Raw genomic sequence first — 17409 nt, forward strand, 5'->3', positions numbered from 1 at the left:
TTTAAAACTTCGCGTTATTGCGAGCTTTACGTCATTGCGAGCTCTGCGTCATTGCGAGGAGGTATGACGAAGCAATCTTTTCACTAATCGAAAGATTGCTTCGTTCCTCGCAATGACGCGGTAGTATCTCCTCGCAATGACGCTGAAATACCTCCTCTCAATCATTATTATCTATTCAAGTCCCCCACCGAATAATTAATAATCAACCTACTTACCATCCCATACCTCGCCATTCCCTCTGCTTGGTTATTATGCTTTAAATATTGATCATAAAACAACCCAGAAAAATCGGAAATCCATCCAGTATACCTTTTCCAATACTCCTGCTCTTCTTTTAAATCTGCCAGCACCTTCTCCGACAGCCTCTCCTTATACTGTTCAAACAAACCCTTATCCACCAAATAAAGCGAATTCAGCAAATACCTCACACTTTCATAATACGCTGCATAGCTGTAAAAAGAATTCTGATGATCCTTTAATTTCACAAAAGCAATAAAATTACATTCATCCTCAAATCCAATCCCCATCTGATGTGCCAATTCATGGCTCACCGTAAATGGATAACCAGCCATTGGCATCGCCCCATTAATATGTGCCTCATGCGTAAAAGGATTAAAATATCCCGACACGCCCATATAAGAAGCAAAACTATTAAACAAAGGGTTCTTAATCTTCACTTGACTATGCGAAAGCATCGGAAAAACCACATCCTCCTGCATCAACCCCTCTATGTCCTTATTTATTTTCGATCTATCCTGATTCCTCCAATCCAATCCACTTCTCAATAAATTAGCCGTTTCAATATGAGCCTCCAGCACAGTCAGATGATCTTCCAAACGTACCGTATCCACTGCAATTCCCATCTGTTTACTGACTGGAATACGGTAATAATTCAAGCCCCATGAAATATTAAAAAATGCATATATCCCCAACAAACCAACAAGAAGCGTCAAAAAAGCCTTCAAACTTTCCGAAAATTGCTTTTTGAATAACCCGGCAATACCTTTCCACAATAACACTAATAGAAAAACGACAATCCCAGCATAAAACAAATCGCCGACACTAAAAGGAATCCAAGAGAATAGAAACTTTGGCAGGTAACTGAAAATCGGATAGAATGTTCGACTATAATTATCTTCAATCCATTCTGGAAAGGACATTAACACATTAAACCCAATGGTCATCAATACCAATAGAGTTAACCAAATCAATCTATTCTTAATGGCCCTAATCCACATGTTTTAATCTTCGTTTTCGAAGTATAACTTATAATAATTCATGCCTTTATCCTCATCATATCCCTTTTCCAACAATTCCCTTTTGCCATGCACATAAATATGAAAGTTCTTATCCAATTTTAATACAGACTTATAACTACTTGCCATTTTCTTTACCGCATTTCCTGCAATATCAAAATTGGATTGAAAAGGCGTTTCAAATTCATCCTCAAAAGATTGCTTATAATCCTTGAATAAACTGATGGCCTCCGGATTGGAGATTACCTCCTCATTAAATTCCTGTTCATCAAAGGTTTCCTTGGATTTGAAGTAATTCATGGATCGATTCAACAAATCAATCTTATCCGCTTTATCCATATCAAAAACCTCATCAATTTTCTCATTGACAAAGTTTTTATAAACCTTCATCAAATTGCCAGTCTGTTGGAAATTATCATTACGGGTTTTGATCTTCAGAAAATCATCCTTCCAATAAACCGCTTCGGAGCCATTGGTTTGGTCAAGGCATAACACCTTATAGCCTTCTTCCTGCTCGGTATTAATAATTACTACCCCTTTATCCAATTTATTGATATTGATAGCCTGTTGCTCATAGCTTACGTTCAGGCCATCCTGCTGCGGAAACACTTTCAAATATGCCTCCTTATTCTCTGACTTAAAGATACCGATGGCCTGATGCTCCTCGCCTTCCATCTGCACATTATCTAAGGCTACGACATATAATTCGCCCGACTTGATCTTTGGATGCTCGGTTACTTCAAACAAAAACTTGGCAATGGCATGCGAAAAATCCAAAAAGGAAATCTTTTTATCGAACCATTGTTTCGAAAAATAATAGAGTTCGTTCAGTTCCAATTCATCATTGGGATGGTAAAAGCGATAGACTTCATTCGCCTTGGCAAAGGGACGCATGAAATATTGCATCAAAAGATCAGTCAACACCTCATCAGATTTCAAGTCAATCTCGTTATCAGATAGGGTATAAAATTCATCCTGGGCTTTATTACCCACATGATGTATGATTAAATGTTCAAAATTTGCTTCTTGGTGAAAAAACATAATACTAATTTATAAATCAAAAACTTCAATTGCACTACGGTAGGTGTTCACATGTGCATTGACAATATCCTTAATCTGGGGCGAATAACCTCCCCCCATACTTACTTCTAATGGAATCCCCCTTTCCTTACAGCATTGGAAGACCATCATGTCGCGCTGTTTACATCCCATAGGACTTAAATTAAATTTACCTAGTTTATCGGTGGCCAGCACATCTACCCCAGCTTGATAGAATACAAAATCAGGCTTTGCAAAATCCATTACCTTCTCCAAGGCTTTTAAAAAGATATCTAAATAGGCCATATCATCTATTCCATCGGATAAAGCCAGGTCAAAATGGGATTTTTCTTTTTTAAAGGGAAAGTTTTTCTCCCCATGGATGGAAAAAGTGATGATATCCGGATGATCCTCGAAAATATGGGCTGTTCCATTTCCCTGGTGTACATCCAAATCAATGATCAAGATTTTCTTTGCCAATTTATGTTCGTATAAATAGGCCGCTGCAACCGCCTGATCGTTCAACAAACAAAAGCCTTCGCCAAAATCCCTTCCGGCGTGATGGGTGCCACCTGCAGTGTTGAAAGCCACCCCATACTTAAACGCTTCTTTGCAAGCCTTGATCGTACCATCAATCAGATAAAGCTCCCGATCCACTAAACTTTTGGACATGGGGAATCCTATCCTCCTCACCATCTTGGGATCCAATTGAAGATCCAGGAGATCATCCACATAAGCTTTATCATGTGCAAGATAGACGGTTTCCCGATCGACGAGTCCTGGTTCAAAAAAACTTTCCTTATTTACTACACCTTCATGGAGTAATTGGGCGGGGATCAATTCATATTTTAGCATTGGAAATCGATGTCCCTCAGGCAATGGATGGATATATGCAGTATGATGGGCGATTTTTAACAAAGCTTAAAATTTGTAACGAAGATATGCAATCCTTTTTTAAAATTTCATTATCTTTAATAGGTCAGTGATAGCTTCCTATGCTAAATAGACTGACAATAACCAGTATAAACAATCAAAAAAAGGAGATGGCTTATGTTCAATCGTAAAAACCAGCCTACATCAAATTCACAGGTAAATACACCTGGAAAGCATCCATTTATAAAAAGGTTTCAGGTTAAATCAACCTTGGATCCAAAACAAGAATTGCTTAAAAAAGTAATTCAGGATCTTAAGAACCGGAATTTTGTTTTCAGTTTTAATTAATATATAAAACAGAAACTGGGCTTCAACTGTTATTTGCATATACAGCAACGTTAGTTTTAACTTTATAGGTAACAGCTATGGCAATTGACATTAATGCATTATTGGACGCTGAAATCGTTCGTACAGAAGAGGATTCCATGACACAAAGTCTAGTGGTGACCTTATTGGTAGATAGTGAATTAGGTGACCATGCGCAGGAGAAAAAGTTCCGATTTGACCATGTTACCCATTATTCCCGTTCAGAAATCCCTTATGAAGGCTACCCGGTAATCTTAGAAGTATCGGAGGTAGTACCCGAAATCGATAAGACTTTTGATGTGGATCATAGTCGGAAACGGTTCAAGATTGATACCACCTCAGGCATCGTGGTCCTTGAATTTGAGCGTTGTGAGGAAATTGAAGCTTAATCAGGATTAATTCCTAATTTTACATCTCGTGTATATCAACATCCATACCCATCATCCCTATGCGGACAGTAAGCATCTGGAAATTCCAAATGTGATCGTTTCGAAGGATTACCTGACGCAGACCCCATGTTGTGCAGGCATTCATCCTTGGTATATCGACGAAAACTTCGAGAAACAATTTGAAGCACTCAAAATCTATGTGGCCAAAGAGGGCGTTATTGCTGTAGGCGAATGTGGCTTGGATAAAATGAACGGGCCATCACTTGAACGACAAACAATGGCTTTTGAAAGGCAAATTGAATTGGCAATAGAAGTTCAAAAGCCCTTGGTAATTCATTGCGTCCGGTCCTATTCCGAGGTACTGACCTCCTTGATGCGCCTAAAAACCGATGTTCCCGTTGTATTCCATGGCTTCGCAAAGAATTGGGAACTCGCTAAAAGCCTGTTACACCATGGTTATTACCTTTCCCTAGGCCCTCTGATCTTAAAAGGGCAGCATGAAGAACTTGTACAAAACATCCCTTTAGACCGTTTATTCTTAGAAACAGACGATAAACAGGTTAAAATCTCCGATATTTATGCTTATTTTTGCCACGCTCGAAAAGTGGACAAGAAAGAATTGGAAGAGCAGATTACAAAAAATTTTACGGAGGTTTTTAACTATAGTTTATAATTCATGATGGATTTATCTTGGCTTTCCCGGACCGAAGCATTGGTTGGTCGGGAAGCATTAGAGAAATTGGCAAATTCCCATGTTATGGTATTGGGTTTAGGCGGTGTTGGTTCGTTTGCAGCCGAATTTTTATGTCGTTCTGGTGTTGGAAAAATGACCATTATCGACGCCGATACGGTAGATCCCAGCAATAGGAACAGGCAATTGCCGGCATTGGCGACCAATCATGGCGAGCCCAAAGCACAGATCATGAAAGAGCGGTTATTGGCCATTAACCCCGAGTTGGAATTGAACGTTATCCAAGAATTCATCCTTCCGCAAAGTATCCCCGGACTATTAGAACTGAAACCTGATTATTGTGTGGAGGCGATTGATAGTATCACGCCGAAGTTATTTTTTATCCGCTTGGCGTTGGATGCTAAGATTCCATTTGTCAGTTCCATGGGTGCTGGCGGGAAATTGGATCCTACAAAATTGAAGATATCGGATATTGGAAAGACGTATAATTGTAAGTTGGCCCAGCATATTAGAAAGAAGCTGAAAAAACATGGGATTAAGAAGGGCGTGAAAGTAGTTTTTTCAACTGAACTTCCGGATAAGGAATCGTTGTTGTATACGGATGGAAGTAATTTTAAGAAATCGGCGTATGGAACGATGTCTTATTTGCCAGCCGCATTTGGTGGAGCCTTGGCATCAGTTGCCATTCAGGATTTGATGAAATCCTAAATGGCAAATAATACCTACTTTACCTCTCCTACTACGACCTTTAACATATCATCAAAACCCAGATATTGTTGGGCAAGAACTTGTACCTGATCAGGAGTTATTTCTTTAATTATCTCCGTATAATTATGGTAATAATTCAGGTCCAGGCCCGAAAAGAATACCGACTTGAACTTATCCACGTGCGAGAAAATAGATTCCAAGCTTCCCAACATACTCCCCAACATGTAATTCCGCACCAATTCCATTTCTTTCTCTGAAGCCTTTTCCTGTTGGAGCTTTTCGATCTCTTTTTGTATCTCCGCTAATGTAGCCTTCGTATATTCCGTTCCTACATCCGTAGAAATACTCAAAAATCCGGCATGGTTCAAATTAGCGAGCATAGATCCTATACTATAGGTATAGCCCTTATCCTCACGGATATTCCCCATCAACCGAGAACCAAAATATCCGCCAAACATCGTGTTCACAAACTGAAGAGCGGGATAATCCGGATGCGTACGTTGGATGGAAACTTTTCCCAATTGGATACTGGACTGCATGGCATCCGGTTTTTGGATAACCTGCAGATCTAACAATTGACTTCCTTCGCCCTGAAATGGCGTATATTCCAACGATTCCGTTCCATCCCATTGGTTTTCAAAATAATTGCGGAAAAGATCCAATGTTTCCTCCGATATATTACCGGATAAGAACAATACACCATTCTGAGGTTGAATCTGTTTTTTGTACAATTGGGTAAGATCCGAACGGGTCAATCCATCCAATATTCCCTCTGTTACCGATCGACCATACCTGGTATTCCCAAAAAGCTGATTATAAAAAGCCCTACGCGCGACAAAATCAGATTTCTCCAAGGAGATCTGTAGACTTTGCTTATTGTTACGGATGTAGGTATCCAACTCCTTTTGAGGAATCTGTGCGGCTGTCAGCACCTGATGCACCACCGGTAAAACCGAATGTACATGCTTGTTGAGGGTATAAAGCGTTAATGCATTATGATCATAACTAAATTCAGGCACTAAATAAGCACCATAAAAATCAATCTGCGAAGCAATCTCAGCTGAACTCAATTTGATAGTCCCTTCCTTCAACATGGAACTCAAGGCCGAATTCCTGGTCGGATTCTCCGGTTTTTCAAACAGGTTCTTGAAAACGAATTCTGCTTTCAACAACTCCTGTTCGGGCGCATGAAAAACAAACACCTGCAGTCCGTTCTTAAAAACCAATGATTCCGGTTTCTCTATTTGGATCTCATCGATCGATTTTAATGCTGGCGGGTCAAATCTATTCAGCATATGCTCCTTTCTTTTGGGCAAGGTAAATTAACGTGGATGAGTTCTCTTTTCGAAAAGTTTCCTTTGCAAAACGCTGGATATCAGTACAGCTCACCTGCATATATTTTTCTATTTCCTGATTATATAGGTCTGCATTTCCCAAAAGCTCATAAAAAGAAAGATTCATGGCCTTATCCAGAATGGACAATTCTGCAAAACGCATGGTCGATTCTACTTTGTTCTTCACTTTGGTCAATTCCTCTTCCGAGATGGATTCATTGGATAAAGCTTCCAATTCATGCCAAAGCGCTTTTTCCGCTTCCTCGGTACTCACAGCCTCATGGGGCTTACCTTCTACTACGATCAGGTTATTATCTATACTTCCCAGCACATAGGCATTCACTTCGGAAAACAGATGGCGTTCCTTCACCAAACGACGGTATAGCCTTGCGGAAGTTCCACGCGATAACACATCGGTCAACAAATCAGCGATGTAATAATCATCATGTAAACGATCGACCGTATGGAAAGCCAAATAAACAGCATCCACCGGAACAGCAGCATTCACTTCCAGTTTTCGGGGTGCTAATTGGCGTGGCTCCTGAGGAATATTTCGCAGATTGGGTTCTGAAGCTGGAATATCGCCGAACCATTTTTCGGTTAATTGTTTAACCTCCTCTAACTTTACATTTCCGGTAATGGCCATGATAGCATTGTTTGGCGCATAAAATTTCTTGAAAAATGCTTTCACATCTTCCATTTTTGCCTCTTCAATATGCTTGATTTCCTTACCTATGGTTGCCCATTTGTAAGGGTGAACCTGATAGGCCAATTCCCGAAGTCTCAACCAAACATCTCCATAAGGTTGGTTCAGATAGCGTTGCTTAAACTCTTCAATCACCACATTTCGCTGCACCTCCAAACCCTGCTCATTGAAAGCAAGTCCCATCATCCGATCAGACTCTAACCAAAAGGCAGTTTCGAGGTTATTTGCAGGTAGCGTAATGTAATAATTGGTGATATCGTTTGAGGTAAAGGCATTATTCTCACCTCCTACCCGTTGTAATGGCTGATCATAACTTGGGATATGAACCGATCCACTGAACATCAGGTGTTCGAACAGATGGGCAAACCCTGTTTTGTCTTCTTGTTCATCCCGAGCACCCACATCATATAGGATATTCATGCATGCCATGGAACTATGGGGATCTTCGTGTATCAAGACCCGCAATCCATTCGGTAGAACGAACTTTTCGTATTTTATCATTTATGTTTTTTTATCCAACCCAGTTAATTCCCTTCTTCAATAGACCAAGGGTTTTCTCTTCTTTAGAACCTGGTTGGGCCTGAAAATTATAGAACCAGTTTGCCTGTTCCGGTAGGCTCATGAGGATAGATTCAATCCTTCCATTGGTTTCCAAACCAAATTTTGTCCCGGAATCATATACGAGATTGAATTCAACGTATCTTCCCCGACGTAACAGTTGCCAGTCTTTCTCTTCTTTGGTAAAGGATTTATCGCGATTTCTATTAACGATTTCGGTATAGATTTTTGGGAACAATCGACCTAAGGCACAAGAAAAATCAAAAATTTCCTCCATGGAAACCCCAGCTTTTTCGGGAGTTAACTTATCATAGAATATTCCGCCAATCCCTCTGGTTTCGTTTCTGTGTTTAATATAGAAATAATTATCTGCCCAGGTTTTGAACTCCTCATAAAATTGAGCGGAATATTGATCACAAACCGCTTTCAATGCTTGATGAAAATCCTTAGCATCTTCTTCGATCACATAATGTGGCGTTAAATCAATTCCTCCACCGAACCATCGGATGTTTTCATTGAGTTCGAAATAGCGGATATTCATATGGATAATAGGTATCCAAGGATTATTCGGATGGATAACGATGGATACTCCAGTAGCAAAAAACTGGTCCTCCTCTACGCCAAAAGCTTTCTTTATCGGCGCAGGCAATTCCCCATGTACCGCAGAGAAATTAACCCCTCCTTTTTCTAGGATATCTCCATGTTGAATAATTCGGGTCCTACCACCTCCTCCACCATCTCTTTCCCAAAGCTCTTCTTGAAAAACAGCTTTTCCGTCCAATTTTTCTAAGGCCTGGGTAATCTCCTCTTGGATTTCTTTATATTTTTCAGCAATCTGTTCTTTTGTGATCATTACGTAAGTTGTTCGGTTAATTTTTTCACCTCTAATAACGCCGGTTGGTTCTTATACAAAATATTGTAAACAGTATTGCAGATCGGCATTTCCAAATGGTGTTCATGGATGATATCCTGTATACAGCCGGATGCAAAATAACCTTCCGCCACCATATTCATCTCCAATTGCGCAGACTTCACAGAATAGCCTTTTCCGATCATATTTCCGAAGGTTCTATTTCTGCTAAATTGAGAATAAGAAGTCACTAAAAGATCTCCTAAATAAGCAGATTGATTGATTTCTCTTTTTTGCGGATCAATAACATTCACAAAATGCTCCATTTCACGAATGGCATTCGAAATCAAAACTGCCTGGAAGTTATCTCCAAATCCTAAGCCATGGCATATTCCCCAGGCTAAAGCATATATATTTTTAAGTACTGCCCCATATTCAACACCTAATAAATCGTTGGAAACAACCGTTTTAATATAGTGTGTTTGGAAATATTGTGCAACAACAGCAGAGTTTGCCGTGTTTTTCGAAGCAAAGGTCAAATAAGATAATTTTTCCAGAGACACCTCTTCGGCATGGCAAGGCCCTCCTACGACTACGATATCCTCTAGTGCAACCTGAAATTTATTGTTCAAGAATTCGCCTACGATCATTTTAATGGAAGGCACAATTCCTTTAATGGCAGATACCACCAACTTATTTTGAAAATCGTTTGGGGATAAATCCTTAAGCGCATCTTCTAAATACGCAGCTGGGGTGTTCAAAATGATGATATCAGAGTTTTCAAACACGTCCTTAACTTCTTGGAAAAGATCGATCTTGTCCAATTTAATTTCAACAGCGCTTAAATAGGATGGATTATGATGGTAGGTTTCAATATAATCCAAATCCTCTTGCCGGCGAACCCACCAATTTATCTGTTTTTCTTGTTGGTTATCGGTCAGCATCTTGATCATGGCTGTTGCCCAACTTCCGCTACCTATAACTCCAATTTTTATCGACATCTATGTAAAATCGTTTGATGAAACAACAAAGATACCAATAATACACAAAAAAATCCTGAGGTGGGGACCTCAGGATTTCTACCAAACCAATTATTAACCTAAATTATGAAATTACTTTACTCTATTACTCTTTTGCTTTTCACTATTATAAACGCAAGTATATAGCCAATGTTATACCTGGGATGAGGGATTAACAATTTTTAACAGCTTAAGGACCTTAATAAATTACGAAAGCCCTGAAGCGGGGAGCTTCAGGGCTTTACTAACCAATTATTAACCTAAATTATGAAAATCGTATAGATTTCTTTAATTCAAAGGTATAACGGTAGAATAGTTGCATACGTTACAATAAATATGTGTTTTAACATTTATTTAACAGATTAAAATTTATTGATAACCTTTTGATTCTTCTTTTGAGATAAAAGGTAACCAATCCAAGCCATTGGAAAATAAGCGAATAGCAAATCCACGATCGTGAACCAGATCGGGGAAGGCAGCATCAAAATAGTTACCAAGCCACCTAGGAAAAAAAGAAACCCGATGACCATGGCAAAGAGCAGTTTTCTGCTTGCTGCAATCAGGGCGGCAAAAAAAGCACCTACCAACGTTCCTAAACCATGCGCCAAGAAAGGAAATAGAAAATGCTTGGGTTGAAAAAGATGTAACCCTGCTTTTAGACCTTCCGTTGTGGTATTATCGACACCTTCGGGCACTGGAATAACCGAAGCAGAAATACTTATAAAAAACATGTTTACAGCACTTCCGATAACAAAACCTACAATAATAGCGAGGATGTTTCTGAGAATAGGATTCATAGTATAGATGATTTGGTTTGTATTCTTTTTACGAAGCGTTCATTTGCTGTCAATATAAGTAATTCACTATCAATTACTTTCAAAATTTCCAACAGCAATCCCCCAACGATATTTTAGCCATCGATATCAAAATTAACAGCGAAGCATGCTCGCAATGGTAAAATTAAATTAAAAAATTAAAATCATGGCAAGAATTTTTAAAGGTATTTTAGGCGGATTTTCCGGCAAGGTCGGAAACATCGTTGGTAGCACTTGGAGAGGCATTGACGTCATCAAAAGTTTACCAAAAAAAATGAATCGTGTTCCATCCGAGAAACAAGCGGCTATCCGTTTCAAGTTTTCCAAAGCGATCTCCTTTTTGAAACCCATCACCGAAATCATCAATATGGGTTATCAAGATCATTTATTAACAGATCGTACAGCGTTTAATGAAGCGATATCCAACTTGATGCAGGTTGATATGATTGGAGATGGACTGATCAAACATTTCGATCTTTCTAAAATCAAATTGAGCAAGGGCTCATTAAATGTCCTTCATAAATTGAAAGTAGAAAGGGATGCAACGAACAATAAAAACCTTCAACTAACCTGGGAAACCCCTGCAGGCGAACCGAGGAAAAGAGGTGATGATCTCGTCCATCTGGTATTCTATGATCCAGCTACCAACAAATTCGTTACACCTCCACCATTTAAACGCATGGATAAAAGCGTAAGGTTTTTGTTGGAGGACGATTTGGGACTAATAGACATCAATTTATGGGTATTCGTCAGCGATGAAGACAGAAGAGAGGTGTCCAACAGTCAATTCATTCATTTGAAAAAAGTCAAGTAACCGTATTGGAAAACAGTTTAATTAATCAAAAATGAAAAAACTAATAAATCTATTTACTGATATGGTTCAGGCTATTTTGACTGCGCCCGTAAAACTTCCGGAGAAAGTGCTGAAGATTACTAAATATGTTTCTTTTGGATTGAGCCTGCTGAAACAACTATTAGATCAGCAAGAAAAAGGTGGAAAGCATAATACCATGAAGAATAAAAGATTATTCTTTTAATACCTACTGGTTTTTACCTTAAAAATGGGGTTATCGAGCAATCGGTAGCCCCTATTTCGTTTCATTAATATTAAGTAGCTTTGTTTTCCTAATACCAGAACCGCATGAGCATACCTATAAAATATTATTTATTGAGTTTAGGATTAATAATGGCGATGAACAACCAACAATTAAATGCCCAACAGACTCCTTTCGAGAAACATGGAGGTAAAAATATAACCAGTACCTATGAGGAATTGATACCTTACTACCAACAATTAGCTTCTGGCAGGAAAGACATGAAGATTCTTGATTATGGAAAATCCGATGTAGGAAAACCCATTCAATTGATCGTACTTTCTGCGGATGGCGATTTTGACCCGAAAAGCATCCGTGCAAAAGGAAAGACAGTGATGTTGATCAACAATGGCATCCATCCTGGAGAGCCGGAAGGAATTGATGCTTCCATGATGTTCATCAGGGACATCCTTAAACTGAAGAGGTTGGATAAAGACCTGGTCCTTTGTGTCATTCCGGTCTATAATATTGCAGGGATGTTGAACAGAGGGGTTTCTAGGGTAAACCAAAATGGTCCAGAAGCTTATGGATTCAGGGGATCTGCCCAGCATTATGATTTGAATAGAGATTTCCTAAAGGGAGATACCCGAAACTCGAGGGTGTTTCAGGAAATTTTCAATACTTGGGATCCAGATGTGTTTTTTGATACCCATACCAGCAATGGTGCAGATTATCAATATACCATGACCCTGATCGAAACCCAAAAAGACAAATTACATCCCCAATTAGCACCATTTATGCGTGAAAAATTCACGGAAGTGATGTATGCGAAAATGAAGGAAAGAGGCTTCCCGATGATTCCTTATGTCAATTCGCAAGGGGAAATCCCAGAAACGGGGATTGTATCATTTTTGGAAAGCCCGAGATATTCTACAGGTTATGCGGCTTTGCACCATACCATTGGCTACATGCCGGAAACACATATGTGGAAGCCCTACGCCGATCGGGTGAAGTCAACCTACGACTTGATGGATATTCTTTATGAGCAGACCCGAAAACATGGACAGGAATTGCACGCGATCAGGTCATCGGTCAAAGAGGCCGTCAAACAGCAAGAGGAATTCCCAATCAATTGGAAACTCAATACAGCTGTAGTTGATTTGATTACCTTTTTAGGTTTTGAATCCGGTAAAAAGGCAAGTCAGGTAAGTGGATTAGAGCGTTTATATTATGACCGCAAGAAACCGTTCAAGAAAAACATTCCCTATTTTACCACTTACGACCCAACAATAACGATCAAAAAGCCTAAGGCCTATATTTTACCTCAGGGTTATGATCATTTGGTCAATCTATTACAGATTAATGGGGTACAGATGCATCCATTAGAAAAAGATACCGTAATGGATGTGGAAATGTACTATATCGATTCCTACAAAACCCAGAATTCCCCATACGAAGGGCATTACCCTCACCATAGTGTGGAGGTTAGTGCTAAAAAAATGCAGCGTACTTTTTACGCAGGTGATTGGTATATTGAAACCAACCAGGAAAAAAACCGGTACATCATCGAAACCTTAGAACCCCAAGCCATTGACTCCTATTTTAATTGGAATTTCTTTGATGCCATCCTATCCCAAAAGGAATATTTCTCGGCCTATATTTTTGAAGAAGAAGCTGTTGAACTATTGAAAAACGACCCTCAATTGAAAAAAGCATTTGAGGAGGCCAAGAAAGCGGATCAAAAATTAGCAGAGAGTGCGCGCATGCAGTTGGAATGGATCTATAAACGGAGTCCTTATTATGAGGATAGCCATAACCTCTACCCTGTTGGAAGAATTTTAAAATAATTGGTTTTTGTTTTTTCTGTTGACAAAGGGTTGTCATTATCGCCCGTAATTTTGGTTAAGAATTAAAGATACAAACATTATGAGCACAGCAACTTTTTTAAACAGAGACGAGTTTTTGAAACATTGGCAAGGCCATCGTAACCTGACTCGCAGAACGATCGAAAAATTTCCGGCTGAAGAGTTATTCCGTTTTTTTTTGGGTGGGATGCGTACCTACGGTGAAATGCTAAAAGAAATGTTAACTGTTTCCGTTCCGGGATTGGAAGGCATGGTTGACCGTGATGACAAACCATTCAACCATGACATCTCGGTTTCCACAAAAGACGAGGTGTTGAAGTTATGGGATGAGCAAACGGAAAAGATCAATGAACTTTACGGAAAGATAAAGGATGAAGAATTCTATGAAACCTTCAATCTATTTGGTCAGTATAGAGATCAAAACAATAACAACCTTTTGTATTTCTTAGAGAATGAAATCCACCACCGGGCGCAGGGCTATGTTTATTTGAGAGCATTGGATATTGAACCTCCTTACTTCTGGGAAAGGTAATCAAGCATAAAATACAACCTGTAATATAAAAAGAAAGGCTTCCCGTTAAAATGGGAAGCCTTTTTGATTTGATATATTGAAGAAAAACTATTTGTTTTTGAATACGGAATTTACTTCTTTCACTGACCATCCGTTTTTACCTTGGATCATGGTAACATAATCTGTCCGGGTAAATTTTTCGAAATCCAAGGTTACTTTTGCTAAACTGTAGTTATCTGATTTTTCCAACATCTGATAATCTACCTCACATTGGTAAGTAATACCGTCAAGATTTTTCAGGTGTTTGATGTAGGCCGATTTTCCAATTGGCTCTTGTGTAGGATTTGATTGTGTGCGTTGGGTAAAGCTGTTGTCGAATAGTTGGTTCAAGTAAGTGGTCTCCCCTTTTACTGTTCCGTTGATATATCCATCAACTACATTTTCAACGTTTGATTTGTTCAATTCCTTTTCGGAAGATTTAGGCGCTTTTCCTTCTGAAGCGAATAGGCTTACTGAAGAAGTTAATAATAGTCCTGCTAATGCGAAAGTTTTTACTAGAGTTGTCATGGCTTTATGTTTTTAATGTTTTTAAATATTTTATTTCTTATTTGATATCTCAAAGGTAGGTCAAGAAATAAAGCGCAGACAGGCAGAATAGGCTAATCGAGAGGAGTTCTCGGTAAAAACAGGTAAGTTTTCGGTAAAAATTCTAAAGAAATTTTTACCGATTGGAAAAACGATAGTCTAAGGGGCGAGAAATTTAAAACTTATGGCGTTCCATGCAATAATTTGATCCGGTGGGAAGTTCCCCAGTTCACCAGATTCTCGATAAGTTCCTTTGTACTTCGGCCATATTCGGTAATAGAGTATTGAACGGTAACCGGCCGCGTATCCAATTGTTCCCGTAATACCAGGTGATTTGCTTCCAGGTCCTTTAATTCCTTGGTCAACATTTTAGCAGATATGCCGATGATCTCCCGCTGCATTTTTTTAAAGGTATTCACCTGCTTATCGCGGGTCATTAAATAATGTAGTATCAAAAGTTTCCATTTTCCACCAAGAATTTCCAAGGTATCGCGCATGGCCAAAAGATTACCGGTACATTCAGGAGGATCATTTTTTAATGTTTTCATTTCAATATTCTCTAATTGCAAATATAGGTAACATTTGTTACCTCTTTCCAGTTGGCGGTCGCATAATTTTGTCTTTTATATAATTGATAAACGAATGGTGACTATTATAATTGGATATGTATTGGCAATTTTTGTGGGTATTTCATTAGGGTTGATCGGCAGCGGGGGCTCCATCCTGACCGTTCCAATTATGGTTTATATTATGGGTGTCAATCCTGTTTTGGCTACTGCTTATTCCTTATTTGTGGTCGGATCCACTTCCTTGGTAGGTGGGATACAGCGAGCTCTTCAGAAAAAAGTGGACTTCAAAACCGTGTTGGTTTTTGGAATCCCATCCATTGCCGTGGTTTATTTGACACGGGCCTATCTTTTGCCTTTAATTCCACAAGTGTTATTTACCATTGGAAATTTTCAATTCAGCAAACCCATTGCATTGATGGTGCTCTTTGCGATCGTAATGGTATTTGCTTCCATATCGATGATTCGTCCCTGCCCACATTGTAAAGACTTGGACGCTGAAAAAATAGTTTATAATTATCCCATGATCTTATTGCAAGGTACTTTAGTAGGTATGTTAACCGGATTAGTAGGTGCTGGAGGTGGATTTTTGATTATTCCGGCATTGCTATTATTTGCTAAAATGCCAATGAAAACAGCTGTAGGAACTTCCTTGTTTATCATAGCAGCAAATTCATTGTTGGGATTTATCGGAGTTTTGCAGGGAAATGAAGTTATTGATTGGTGGATGCTGTTAACTTTTTCCGGTTTATCCATTCTTGGAATTTTTATTGGAATCTATCTATCTAAGAAAATTGAGGGAAATAAGCTTAAATCTGCTTTTGGATGGTTTGTGTTGGCAATGGGATGTTATATCCTTATTAAGGAATTGTTTTTATAAATTGTGTTTTGAAATAAGGAGATTAAGTGATTATTATTAAAAAGCTTCTTTAATAAATTCATATAGTTTAACGACCGTGCTCGAGTAAAATAATATGATCCCCAAAAACGCAATGAACAAGCAAAGGGGGGTGTAATATTTGCTATCATTTACTCCGAATTTTGTATTTCTATATTTTTTAAATAGACCTACATATCGGAAATCCCCAATCGCCCGAAATAGGAAAATACCGATGATTGCCAGAATACCATATTTACAAATATTATCAACCCATATAGGAAGGTTATGATCCATTATATTCAATAGTATGATCAGTGCAAAACCAAAAAGACCTAGTGCAACTATAAGGGTTGGTACGGGGCCAGGCATTTTAGGTTCTATGGTATCGTCCTTTGTTGGGAATACGGCTGAACTCCCCCATCTCCCTCCAAATGCCCAATAAATATGTAGTCCTGAAATAAATAAAAAAATGAGGATCAGGAGAATGGAAGAAAAATTAAACAGGAAATACATCATAGGTTTAATGTGTTTTGTGAGATCTTTTAGAAAGATACCAAAATTTGGCATAAAAAAAGCCGGGATCAAAGATGCCGGCTTTAAAAGCAGTACGCCAATTAGGGTTTTTAATTATTATGAACTATCCTTTTGCATATTCTGCAAAGATTATTTAACGTGTTAAACAGTTACTAATCTTAAAATCTTTATCGTATTTTGTTATAGAATTAATCCAGATTGAATGGTGAAATTTTAAACTATGTTCAAGAAAATCATTTCTATTATAGGAAGTTGTATTTCCTTAGTATTTTTTTTCCACTTTTTTTTTATTATTCTTTACCAATAATAAAAGTTTTAAAATTCGGTATATGGGGGGAAGTTGACCCGCGAATCAACAATACTGAAAAAATTTATGTTCCAGAATTTGAAAGTCAAGGGCTTTCACACGAACTTTCAATAATAATTAACTATGTAATATCATATACTTTTATATTTTCAATTATTATCATTTTTTTATATACAATCTTTAAGATATTTTACTTTTTATTTCACACTTATAACAATTTATTGAATGAAACAAAAACTGAAAGAAAATTTAAAAAAACCAAACTTGATCAATTAGTATATATCCTTTCATTAATTCTAATAATTCTATTCATTCTAGGTCATATATATTTTTAGAATTACCTGTCCTTGTGATAAGCCAATTTTTAAATAAAAAGCCCCAACCGTTTAAGGAAGGAGCTTTATGATAGGAATTGTAACCCTCCCTATTTTCGGACTGGCATCCAGGCGAGTTTTCAAATTTAAAAATAGTTGTTATCAATAGGTCAATCTTTTTTAAAGTTGACCTATTGATAACATGCCGCC

The 17409-nt window shown here is 38.3% G+C and carries 20 protein-coding genes; 8 read left to right on the top strand and 12 right to left on the bottom strand.

What is annotated here, in order from left to right; translation table 11 throughout:
- Window positions 1-167 precede the first annotated feature (167 nt).
- The 3 genes from VJ786_RS13250 to VJ786_RS13260 are packed head-to-tail and all read right to left on the bottom strand — an operon-like array spanning window position 168 to window position 3212.
- Window positions 168-1238 carry a DUF3810 domain-containing protein gene (locus VJ786_RS13250; protein ID WP_336557873.1) on the bottom strand — a complete coding sequence of 357 codons (1071 nt, stop codon included), beginning with the start codon at window positions 1236-1238 and terminating at the stop codon, window positions 168-170.
- Between the two features lie 3 nt (window positions 1239-1241).
- Window positions 1242-2297 carry a nucleoid-associated protein gene (locus tag VJ786_RS13255; RefSeq protein WP_336557874.1) on the bottom strand — a complete coding sequence of 352 codons (1056 nt, stop codon included), beginning with the start codon at window positions 2295-2297 and terminating at the stop codon, window positions 1242-1244.
- A 9-nt stretch (window positions 2298-2306) separates the two neighbouring features.
- A complete protein-coding gene (locus VJ786_RS13260; protein WP_336557875.1) occupies window positions 2307-3212 on the bottom strand; it encodes a histone deacetylase family protein in 906 nt (301 codons plus the stop codon).
- A gap of 380 nt (window positions 3213-3592) precedes the next feature.
- On the opposite strand from VJ786_RS13260, the gene VJ786_RS13265 reads away from it, so the two are divergent.
- Genes VJ786_RS13265 through VJ786_RS13275 form a run of 3 tightly spaced genes read left to right on the top strand, consistent with a single transcriptional unit; the run spans window position 3593 to window position 5321 of the window.
- Window positions 3593-3922 carry a hypothetical protein gene (locus VJ786_RS13265; RefSeq protein ID WP_134777811.1) on the top strand — a complete coding sequence of 110 codons (330 nt, stop codon included), beginning with the start codon at window positions 3593-3595 and terminating at the stop codon, window positions 3920-3922.
- Window positions 3923-3950: 28 nt separating this feature from the next.
- Window positions 3951-4595 carry a TatD family hydrolase gene (locus VJ786_RS13270; RefSeq protein ID WP_167554309.1) on the top strand — a complete coding sequence of 215 codons (645 nt, stop codon included), beginning with the start codon at window positions 3951-3953 and terminating at the stop codon, window positions 4593-4595.
- A gap of 3 nt (window positions 4596-4598) precedes the next feature.
- Window positions 4599-5321: a tRNA threonylcarbamoyladenosine dehydratase gene (locus VJ786_RS13275; protein WP_099365671.1), complete on the top strand. Its 723-nt coding sequence runs from the start codon at window positions 4599-4601 to the stop codon at window positions 5319-5321.
- A gap of 14 nt (window positions 5322-5335) precedes the next feature.
- Here VJ786_RS13275 and VJ786_RS13280 read toward each other — a convergent pair whose 3' ends face one another.
- The 5 genes from VJ786_RS13280 to VJ786_RS13300 all read right to left on the bottom strand — a co-directional run bounded on the left by VJ786_RS13280 (window position 5336) and on the right by VJ786_RS13300 (window position 10585).
- Window positions 5336-6616, bottom strand: a complete 1281-nt coding sequence (locus VJ786_RS13280; RefSeq protein WP_099365672.1) for a M16 family metallopeptidase — start codon at window positions 6614-6616, stop codon at window positions 5336-5338.
- The gene (locus tag VJ786_RS13285) at window positions 6606-7862 is read right to left on the bottom strand and encodes a M16 family metallopeptidase (protein WP_336557876.1); all 1257 of its coding nucleotides are present in this window, start codon (window positions 7860-7862) and stop codon (window positions 6606-6608) included. Before VJ786_RS13285 ends, VJ786_RS13280 begins: the two co-directional genes overlap by 11 nt.
- Window positions 7863-7872: 10 nt before the next feature.
- On the bottom strand, window positions 7873-8772 hold the full coding sequence (gene hemF, locus VJ786_RS13290) for an oxygen-dependent coproporphyrinogen oxidase (protein WP_099365674.1): 900 nt from the start codon (window positions 8770-8772) through the stop codon (window positions 7873-7875).
- Window positions 8772-9770 (bottom strand): NAD(P)H-dependent glycerol-3-phosphate dehydrogenase, encoded by a 999-nt coding sequence (locus VJ786_RS13295; protein ID WP_336557877.1) that lies wholly within the window; start codon window positions 9768-9770, stop codon window positions 8772-8774. The genes hemF and VJ786_RS13295 overlap by 1 nt, the downstream gene beginning before the upstream one ends.
- 380 nt (window positions 9771-10150) lie before the next feature.
- Window positions 10151-10585, bottom strand: coding sequence for a hypothetical protein (locus VJ786_RS13300; protein ID WP_099365676.1), 435 nt, complete (start codon window positions 10583-10585; stop codon window positions 10151-10153).
- Between the two features lie 184 nt (window positions 10586-10769).
- Between VJ786_RS13300 and VJ786_RS13305 the strand changes: the two genes are divergently transcribed.
- The 4 genes from VJ786_RS13305 (at window position 10770) to VJ786_RS13320 (ending at window position 14034) form a co-directional block, all read left to right on the top strand.
- Window positions 10770-11417 carry a DUF6266 family protein gene (locus tag VJ786_RS13305; RefSeq protein WP_099365677.1) on the top strand — a complete coding sequence of 216 codons (648 nt, stop codon included), beginning with the start codon at window positions 10770-10772 and terminating at the stop codon, window positions 11415-11417.
- 31 nt (window positions 11418-11448) lie between these two features.
- Complete coding sequence (locus tag VJ786_RS13310) at window positions 11449-11640, top strand: hypothetical protein (protein ID WP_134777804.1); 192 nt, start codon at window positions 11449-11451, stop codon at window positions 11638-11640.
- 104 nt (window positions 11641-11744) lie between these two features.
- Window positions 11745-13484: a M14 family metallopeptidase gene (locus tag VJ786_RS13315; protein WP_336557878.1), complete on the top strand. Its 1740-nt coding sequence runs from the start codon at window positions 11745-11747 to the stop codon at window positions 13482-13484.
- 79 nt (window positions 13485-13563) lie between these two features.
- Complete coding sequence (locus tag VJ786_RS13320; RefSeq protein ID WP_099365679.1) at window positions 13564-14034, top strand: DinB family protein; 471 nt, start codon at window positions 13564-13566, stop codon at window positions 14032-14034.
- Window positions 14035-14121: 87 nt separating this feature from the next.
- On the opposite strand, the gene VJ786_RS13325 is transcribed toward VJ786_RS13320, so the two are convergent.
- Both VJ786_RS13325 and VJ786_RS13330 read right to left on the bottom strand, forming a co-directional pair.
- Window positions 14122-14580 carry a nuclear transport factor 2 family protein gene (locus VJ786_RS13325; RefSeq protein WP_099365680.1) on the bottom strand — a complete coding sequence of 153 codons (459 nt, stop codon included), beginning with the start codon at window positions 14578-14580 and terminating at the stop codon, window positions 14122-14124.
- A gap of 200 nt (window positions 14581-14780) precedes the next feature.
- Complete coding sequence (locus tag VJ786_RS13330; RefSeq protein WP_099365681.1) at window positions 14781-15146, bottom strand: winged helix-turn-helix transcriptional regulator; 366 nt, start codon at window positions 15144-15146, stop codon at window positions 14781-14783.
- A 94-nt stretch (window positions 15147-15240) separates the two neighbouring features.
- Between VJ786_RS13330 and VJ786_RS13335 the strand changes: the two genes are divergently transcribed.
- Window positions 15241-16044: a sulfite exporter TauE/SafE family protein gene (locus VJ786_RS13335; protein ID WP_099365682.1), complete on the top strand. Its 804-nt coding sequence runs from the start codon at window positions 15241-15243 to the stop codon at window positions 16042-16044.
- A 36-nt stretch (window positions 16045-16080) separates the two neighbouring features.
- On the opposite strand, the gene VJ786_RS16600 is transcribed toward VJ786_RS13335, so the two are convergent.
- Together VJ786_RS16600 and VJ786_RS13340 are read right to left on the bottom strand one after the other, a co-directional pair.
- Window positions 16081-16611, bottom strand: coding sequence for a DUF3995 domain-containing protein (locus VJ786_RS16600; protein WP_367575547.1), 531 nt, complete (start codon window positions 16609-16611; stop codon window positions 16081-16083).
- A 583-nt stretch (window positions 16612-17194) separates the two neighbouring features.
- On the bottom strand, window positions 17195-17409 hold a 215-nt coding region (locus VJ786_RS13340), incomplete at its 5' end, for a hypothetical protein (RefSeq protein ID WP_336557879.1).

Origin of the sequence: Sphingobacterium tenebrionis (assembly GCF_037126265.1) — a bacterium.
Taxonomy (GTDB): domain Bacteria; phylum Bacteroidota; class Bacteroidia; order Sphingobacteriales; family Sphingobacteriaceae; genus Sphingobacterium; species Sphingobacterium tenebrionis.

Bases quoted from the DNA above. Each gene is read 5' to 3' on its own strand.
- VJ786_RS13255 (WP_336557874.1), bottom strand. From the start codon at position 2,297: ATGTTTTTTCACCAAGAAGCAAATTTTGAACATTTAATCATACATCAT.
- VJ786_RS13335 (WP_099365682.1), top strand. From the start codon at position 15,241: ATGGTGACTATTATAATTGGATATGTATTGGCAATTTTTGTGGGTATT.
- VJ786_RS13275 (WP_099365671.1), top strand. From the start codon at position 4,599: ATGATGGATTTATCTTGGCTTTCCCGGACCGAAGCATTGGTTGGTCGG.
- VJ786_RS13330 (WP_099365681.1), bottom strand. From the start codon at position 15,146: ATGAAAACATTAAAAAATGATCCTCCTGAATGTACCGGTAATCTTTTG.
- VJ786_RS13315 (WP_336557878.1), top strand. From the start codon at position 11,745: ATGAGCATACCTATAAAATATTATTTATTGAGTTTAGGATTAATAATG.
- VJ786_RS13310 (WP_134777804.1), top strand. From the start codon at position 11,449: ATGAAAAAACTAATAAATCTATTTACTGATATGGTTCAGGCTATTTTG.
- VJ786_RS13285 (WP_336557876.1), bottom strand. From the start codon at position 7,862: ATGATAAAATACGAAAAGTTCGTTCTACCGAATGGATTGCGGGTCTTG.
- hemF (WP_099365674.1), bottom strand. From the start codon at position 8,772: ATGATCACAAAAGAACAGATTGCTGAAAAATATAAAGAAATCCAAGAG.
- VJ786_RS13250 (WP_336557873.1), bottom strand. From the start codon at position 1,238: ATGTGGATTAGGGCCATTAAGAATAGATTGATTTGGTTAACTCTATTG.
- VJ786_RS13280 (WP_099365672.1), bottom strand. From the start codon at position 6,616: ATGCTGAATAGATTTGACCCGCCAGCATTAAAATCGATCGATGAGATC.
- VJ786_RS13300 (WP_099365676.1), bottom strand. From the start codon at position 10,585: ATGAATCCTATTCTCAGAAACATCCTCGCTATTATTGTAGGTTTTGTT.
- VJ786_RS13265 (WP_134777811.1), top strand. From the start codon at position 3,593: ATGGCAATTGACATTAATGCATTATTGGACGCTGAAATCGTTCGTACA.
- VJ786_RS13325 (WP_099365680.1), bottom strand. From the start codon at position 14,580: ATGACAACTCTAGTAAAAACTTTCGCATTAGCAGGACTATTATTAACT.
- VJ786_RS16600 (WP_367575547.1), bottom strand. From the start codon at position 16,611: ATGCCAAATTTTGGTATCTTTCTAAAAGATCTCACAAAACACATTAAA.
- VJ786_RS13305 (WP_099365677.1), top strand. From the start codon at position 10,770: ATGGCAAGAATTTTTAAAGGTATTTTAGGCGGATTTTCCGGCAAGGTC.
- VJ786_RS13295 (WP_336557877.1), bottom strand. From the start codon at position 9,770: ATGTCGATAAAAATTGGAGTTATAGGTAGCGGAAGTTGGGCAACAGCC.
- VJ786_RS13320 (WP_099365679.1), top strand. From the start codon at position 13,564: ATGAGCACAGCAACTTTTTTAAACAGAGACGAGTTTTTGAAACATTGG.